Source organism: Actinoplanes siamensis, from assembly GCF_016862395.1.
GTDB classification, from domain to species: Bacteria; Actinomycetota; Actinomycetes; order Mycobacteriales; family Micromonosporaceae; genus Actinoplanes; species Actinoplanes siamensis.
Genome location: NZ_BOMW01000042.1, coordinates 21840 through 27839, shown reverse-complemented (window position 1 = coordinate 27839; position 6000 = coordinate 21840). Strand labels below are relative to the sequence as shown.

6 protein-coding genes and 1 pseudogene are annotated in these 6000 nt (G+C 69.0%); 1 reads left to right on the top strand and 6 read right to left on the bottom strand.

The annotated features are described in order from the left end of the window. Nucleotides 1-78 precede the first annotated feature (78 nt). From Asi03nite_RS22025 to Asi03nite_RS22010, 4 genes are all read right to left on the bottom strand, one after another. The gene (locus tag Asi03nite_RS22025; RefSeq protein ID WP_203682320.1) at nucleotides 79-1077 is read right to left on the bottom strand and encodes a cellulose binding domain-containing protein; all 999 of its coding nucleotides are present in this window, start codon (nucleotides 1075-1077) and stop codon (nucleotides 79-81) included. 129 nt (nucleotides 1078-1206) lie between these two features. After that, on the bottom strand, nucleotides 1207-2496 hold the full coding sequence (locus tag Asi03nite_RS22020) for a DegT/DnrJ/EryC1/StrS family aminotransferase (RefSeq protein ID WP_203682319.1): 1290 nt from the start codon (nucleotides 2494-2496) through the stop codon (nucleotides 1207-1209). Then, a complete protein-coding gene (locus Asi03nite_RS22015) occupies nucleotides 2496-2759 on the bottom strand; it encodes a hypothetical protein (RefSeq protein WP_203682318.1) in 264 nt (87 codons plus the stop codon). The genes Asi03nite_RS22020 and Asi03nite_RS22015 overlap by 1 nt, the downstream gene beginning before the upstream one ends. A 211-nt stretch (nucleotides 2760-2970) precedes the next feature. Then, complete coding sequence (locus tag Asi03nite_RS22010) at nucleotides 2971-3651, bottom strand: DUF4232 domain-containing protein (protein ID WP_203682317.1); 681 nt, start codon at nucleotides 3649-3651, stop codon at nucleotides 2971-2973. 61 nt (nucleotides 3652-3712) lie between these two features. Between Asi03nite_RS22010 and Asi03nite_RS22005 the strand changes: the two are divergent. Continuing rightward, nucleotides 3713-3962 (top strand): annotated as a pseudogene (locus Asi03nite_RS22005) (thiolase C-terminal domain-containing protein); the annotation flags it as partial. Between the two features lie 6 nt (nucleotides 3963-3968). Here the strand turns inward: Asi03nite_RS22005 and Asi03nite_RS22000 are convergent. Then, a complete protein-coding gene (locus Asi03nite_RS22000) occupies nucleotides 3969-4877 on the bottom strand; it encodes a hypothetical protein (protein ID WP_203682316.1) in 909 nt (302 codons plus the stop codon). Between the two features lie 526 nt (nucleotides 4878-5403). Then, nucleotides 5404-5799 (bottom strand): peptidase inhibitor family I36 protein, encoded by a 396-nt coding sequence (locus Asi03nite_RS21995; RefSeq protein WP_203682315.1) that lies wholly within the window; start codon nucleotides 5797-5799, stop codon nucleotides 5404-5406. Between the last annotated feature and the right edge of the window lie 201 nt (nucleotides 5800-6000).

Sequence of the window (6000 nt, the reverse complement as noted above, 5' to 3'; positions counted from 1 at the left end):
CCCCACTGATCGGGCGAGAGCTCGGCAGTCGATTTCGATGGCGGGGCCGGGGCGCCCGAAGTCTGGATACCCCGCAGATCAGGCCAGGGTGCAGGCCGTGCCGTTCAGCGCGGCGACTGTGGCGGGGGCGTTGCTCTTCGTGTACGTGCCGACCAGGCCGACCGTGATGCCGGCGCCGGGCTGGATCGTCGCGTTCCAGGTTTCGTTGGTCAACGTCACCGTCGAGCCGGACTGGACCCACTTCGCCGCCCACGACGACGTGACGTGCTGGTCCCCGCCCAGCGAGACGGTGAGGGACCAGCCGTTGACCGGTGTGGTCGCGGTGTTGGTCAGCGTCACCTCGGCCACGAAACCGCCCGGCCAGTCGCTGGTCGTCTGGTAGGCGACTTTGCACGGTGTGGTCGGCGGGGTGGCGGTCGTGGATACCTGGTTGGAGGCGATCGACAGGTTGCCGGCCGCGTCGCGTGCGCGTACGTAGTAGCGGACCATGCCGGTCTGGGTGCTCAGGATCGGCGCGGTGAAGGAAGTGCCGGTCGTGGTGCCGAGATACCGGGACACGTACCAGCCGTCGAACAGGTAGACGTAGTAGCCGGTCAGCTCCACGTCGTCGGTGGACGCCGTCCAGGTCAGCTGCGCGCCGGCCGGTCCGACGCCGGTCAGGGTGAGGTTGCCGGGGGCGGTCGGTGCGGTCATGTCGCCGGTGGTGTTCGCCGGGGTGACCACGACGAGCGTGTTACTCGCCGTTGAGGAGTGGCCGTCGGCGCCGATGGCCTGGACGGTGAATTGGATCTGACCGTTCGGGTTGATGCCGGACGTGATCGTTGCGGTGGTGACGTTGCCGACGTGCTGGCTGTAGCCGACGTCGCCGAAGGCGGGCCAGTAGGTGAGCGAGTAGTCGACGGGATCGCCGGTGGAAGCGGTCCAGGCGAGGGTCACGGAGGTGGGGCTGACGGAGGTGACGTGGAGGTTGGCGGGCGCGGAGGGCGCCGCCGCCGCTGCGGCGCGACCGGCGACCAGGAGCAGCGCGCCGGTGGAGAGCAGAACGGCCAGCAATGCACGGAAACGGTGTGTGTGCATCCCTTGACCGTCCGGCATTACATAGATGACTGTCAACCCATTGGCAGGCGGTACTCGACCTTCGGGCGGCGTGTCGATGCGACCCGGCCGAGGGCCGGCACGACCACCGACACCCCGGGAGACACCGGCTCAGTCACGGCCGGCTGTTCTCTCCGCGTGCCGGGCCACCTTGGCGACGGCCCGGGCCAGATCGCGCATGTCCCGTTCGGCCCCGAGAAAGGCGCTGTGGTGCAGCAGGACCGCGTGTCTCGCCAGGTATTCGGCGTGCGGGAAGACTCGGTCGCGGTGCCGGGCGGCGAACCGGCCAGCCAGGCCCGCGATAGTCGATTTTTTCCACGGCTGCAGCAGCGGGCTGCGATGCAGCGGCGCCCGGGGCGGGTACGCCCGCATGCTGATCTCGGCGGTCAGCGCCGCCGCCGCCCACGTGTTGCCCGAACCGGCCGGCAGCGGGTCGAAGATGATCGGCACCTCGTAGAGCGACAGGGCGTCCTGCTCCGGAGGCCGGTCCAGCAGGCGCACCCCGGCGACCGACGCCAGCAGCTGCCGCAGCAGCTCGTAGTTGCGGTTGCGCACGACGTGCTGGGCGTCCAGCAGCGGCAGCTGGGCGCAGAGCAACGCGGCGCCGAACTCGCTGAGACAGAAGTTCGCGCCCATCGTCGTGGCGGTCTCGGCGAGGGGCAGCTCACCCACGGGGGTCCGGCCCCGGTAGCGCCGCGAGTCGGCGCGCAGCTCCTCCAGCTGCCCGGCCAGCACCTCGTCGCCTGTGACGACGGCGCCGCCCTCGCCACAGGTCAGGACCTTGGAGTGCTGCATGCTGAAACAGCCGAGGCGACCCAGTGTGCCGGCGGCACGGCCAGCCCAGCGCGCGCCGTGGGCCTGTGCGGCGTCCTCGATGACGGCGATGCCGCGGGGTGCGGCGACGGCGTCGATGGCCGGGACGTCGGCCATGCCGCAGGCCCAGTGCACCACGACGACGGCGCGGATGTCGGGGTGTTCGGACAGCGCGCCGGCAGCCATCGATCCGGTACGCGGATCGATGTCCGCCAGCACCGGGAGAAGGCCGGCACGCAGCACCGCGGTGGCGGTGGCGACCCAGGTCAGCGCCGGGACGAGCACCGCGTCGCCCTCGGACAGGCCGAGCGATTCCAACGCGATCACCAGGGCGCTTGAGCCGTGGTCGGTGGGCACGCAGTGCCGGGCGCCGAGATAGCCGGCGAACATCTCGGCGAACCGGCGTTCGAACAGCTCCCCCTCGTGGGGGCTGGTGATGGCCCACTGTCGGCTGTGCAGCACCTGCCGCAGCATGTCCTCCGCCCCGGGTGCGGCGACCGGCCATCGGGGCCACGGCGCCTCCGCGGAGCGAACCGGCGGGCCACCGTCGATTGCCAGGGCGGCCCCAGCGTCCACGTGCAGGGACATCAGACGTCCAGCCCGAGCGCGCGCGCCTCTCGCCCGATGCGGCGGGCCTCCGCGAGCACGTCGAGGTTCCAGCGGTGCCAGAGACCGCGGAGACCGGCGGTGTTCAGCACGACGTCCACGGACTGGTCAGGCAAGGGTGTCCGCACGCCGATCGAGTGGAAACCCTGTGGCGCGCCGTCGCGGGTGGTCCGGATCAGCCCGCGCAGCGCCTCGGCGAGAAGAGCGCTGCGATGGCACGTCGGAATAATTACCGAAATGGTCATCGAATGGTCGGTCCTGAATAGCATGGAACTCCGTCCACAAGCCTTTCGGCTCCCCGTAACGTTTCCGTCGACGACTACCGTGAAGCGCTCACCCAGGTTCCAAAGTCGGATTTGGAGAGGAAAACGGGAACCAGAATGGCGGTTATCGTTGTTTCCAGCAGGTGGACTCGATGCTGGTGACCGTGCTTACCCGACAGAATGGCGCCGCCGGTCAGCCGGGGCCGGTGCCGCCCTGGCCGGTGTCGCCGGGGACCACCGGGTGGATCTGGAAGCTGCTGCATCCGCCCTGCCAGCTGAGCTTTACCCGGTGTGTCTCGTCGGGCGGGGTCACCAGCAGCGCCGGGGTGGCGCCGCAGGAGCTGCCGTCGGGCGCGGCGTTCTCGGCCTCGACCAGCGCGGACGCGGTGTGTCCCGGCGCCAGCGTGACCGTGGTGGGGGTGTGCTGACCGGCGCCGAGGCCGCCCATGTAACCGCGCGGGGTGCGCTGTGCCTGAGCGACTTGTTTGCCGACAGAGTTGAGCGCGGCGACCCCGGGGTAGCCGTGGAGCCGGCAGGCGTTCGGGCCGGCGTTGCGGAAGCGGATCGCGCCGGCGCTGTGGCCGGCGCTGCCCTGCTGGCCGCCGATACTGACGGCGAGTTGGCTGATCCTGCACGACGGCGTGCCGCCGGTGGTGGCGCCGCCCCGCCTGGTGGAGGCGCCGCCGCTCTGCTTCGTCGTGGCGGCCCGCGATGTCGGCTGACCGGCCCCGCCGCCCGCTCCGGACGTGTCACCGGCGGCCGTCGTGGTCGCGCGTGCGGGAGAACCGGCGCTTGCGGTGGGCGCGCTCTGGCATCCGGACACCAGCAGGGCGCCGAGGGTGGCGGCCGGAACGAGCAACAGCAGGGGTTTCATGGTGAACTTCCTTCCGTAGCCACGAGCGGCGCGTGGAATCGCCTCCACGTGCCTGGGACACTTGCCGCAGTTGGAAGAACTGGGATTCTCCGGGCGTGGGGAGGCCCGGTACGTGATCGCGGAGGACCGGCTGGCGATCAACCCGCACGGTGGGCAGCTCGGCGAGGCGTACATCCACGGCATGAACGAGATCGCGGAGGCGGTACGTCAGGTGCGGGGCACAGCCGTGCACCAGGTGCCGGGGAACCCCGGTACCGGTCACGGCCGGCACCGGCGTCCCGATCAGCGGCCTGATCCTCAGCGGAGCGTGACGGCTGTTACCAGTTCGCCTTTCTGAGGTTGTGCATGGCGCTCTTGGCCAGCTCCATCAGCTGGGCCGTTTTGATGTCGTCCTGGCGGATGCTGCCGGTTACGAGATTCATCGACACGTTCTTGTAGGCGACGACGAGGCTCTGCCCGTACAGGTCGACGGAGTCCGAGGTCGGGCCCTCCGAGGAGAACTTGACGGTGAAGTCCAACGCGACCGATCGGTCACCGAGTTGCGGCGTCCACAGCGGGGTCGCGGTGAAACTGAAACCGTGGAGACGGGCTTCGGGGCATCGCAGGAGCATCTGCTCGGTGTTGCGGACCTGGTCACGGGACCACCTTCGGCCGAGGTCCGCCAGGGACTGCACCACGATCGGGCCGGGGCCGTCGGTTACGAACAGGGCGGCCTGGACCGGGATGTGGCTTTGAGCCGCCGTGGTCCTCCCGGACGGCAGGAGCGTCAGGCTGGCGGTGGACATGCCGCGGGAGGACGACGCGCCGCGCGGCGCCGGCGGGCTGCCTCCTGACGCGGATTTCGGCTGAGGTACCCCGACCGTGGGTGGCGGTGTGTTGACCAGCTGGCGCAACGCATCGCACGGATCGCCCCCGATGGTGGATCGATCGTACACTCCCGAGAACAGGCTGGCCCCATCGCCGAACGGCACCGACTGGTAGCCCTTCGGCAGCTGGTCCGCGGTGAGAAGCGCACGCTTCAGCCGGTCCGGTTTGATGTCATCGGCCGCTTTGGGGTCGGCCGCCGTGACGGGGGCCGCCGTGGCGCTCGTGGACAACCGTGGGATGGCCGCGGGCGCCGCGAGCGTGACCGCCAGCGCGACCGGAACAGCGGCCGCGAGCTTAATGGTTCTGATTCCTCTGATTCCCATTCCCTCAACGGTAGGTGGAGCCCATCGCCTGGTCACCGAAACCATAAAGAACGGAGCTTTCGCCCGTTCACGAATTGACTCCGGACCGCCGGACAATGTCGGGCATTCCGCGGCCTCAGTCCGCACTGGCGACACTCGCGCATTTCGGCCATCGGATACCTGCACCACATTGCCGAGATCCCGTCAGGGGAGGGCAAACCTCGCGGCGATGTCGGCAGTCGCGCCATTGCCGGCCGGGTGGGCACCCGCGCCGCGGCGGCATGCCCGACGCCACATCCCGCGACGACCAGTCCGGCGATCGCCCGCGATCGCGGCCAGGACCGTGCCGTCACCATCTGGCACCGCGGGGACGATCGTCCGCCTGGGCGTCGAGATGAAGGCGGTGATGCTGCTGGTGGTCCTGGTGCTGGGAATGCACGTCTTGATCCCGCGCGAGCGCACGCCAGCCGCGGTTACAGCGGCTGGCGTGGGCGCGGCCGGTCGCCCGGATCCGCCAGTGGAAACCTCTTCAGTTTTCGATCACCGCCACACCCACCAGCGACCATCACTCTCGAAACACGCCTCAGCATGCAGTGACGTACCAAACCGGCCTGAAATCGTACCTGCTGCTTGAGTGGCCACTGTCCGGATAGGGCGGGATGTTGAGGATCTCTTTCCTGCCCTTGTCCAGGAACTTGGCGTGCTTTCCGCCGCCGTCGTGGTTGTAATACGACCCGATACCGTTCCACATGCCGATGCCGTACGTCTGGCACCGGAACAGTTTGAACACCTGACCGGAGTGATTCGACCGGGTGTAGAGGCAGAAATATTGGCTGGGGCAAGGCTCCGCCGGGACGCCCCTGACTCCCGAGACGCGAGCATCTTCATTGTCCCTCGCGCCGGCGTATGCGGTTCCAGGTGCTGAAACCGCGGCGCCGAGAACTGCCAGGGCGGCCAACATGGCCATTCGAGTCTTCATGGAATCTCCTTTGTATGACGGTTCCCCTTATGTGACCGACTTTTCCGGGCGTCCAGGGCGGGGACGCGCCCACCGACACGGAGTGAGCGGCACTTCCGTGCGGGAATCCGAGCGGGCATGGTTCGGTCTCCCCTCGGGTGTCGGACAGCGTTTGAATCCCGTGGATCAATGCGAGGTATGATTTCCCGGGCGGTTCAGCGA

What these genes read in the sequence shown, in the direction of transcription:
- Asi03nite_RS22010 (WP_203682317.1), bottom strand. Translation starts at nt 3,651, where the DNA reads ATGAAACCCCTGCTGTTGCTCGTTCCGGCCGCCACCCTCGGCGCCCTG.
- Asi03nite_RS22020 (WP_203682319.1), bottom strand. Translation starts at nt 2,496, where the DNA reads ATGTCCCTGCACGTGGACGCTGGGGCCGCCCTGGCAATCGACGGTGGC.
- Asi03nite_RS21995 (WP_203682315.1), bottom strand. Translation starts at nt 5,799, where the DNA reads ATGAAGACTCGAATGGCCATGTTGGCCGCCCTGGCAGTTCTCGGCGCC.
- Asi03nite_RS22025 (WP_203682320.1), bottom strand. Translation starts at nt 1,077, where the DNA reads ATGCACACACACCGTTTCCGTGCATTGCTGGCCGTTCTGCTCTCCACC.
- Asi03nite_RS22015 (WP_203682318.1), bottom strand. Translation starts at nt 2,759, where the DNA reads ATGACCATTTCGGTAATTATTCCGACGTGCCATCGCAGCGCTCTTCTC.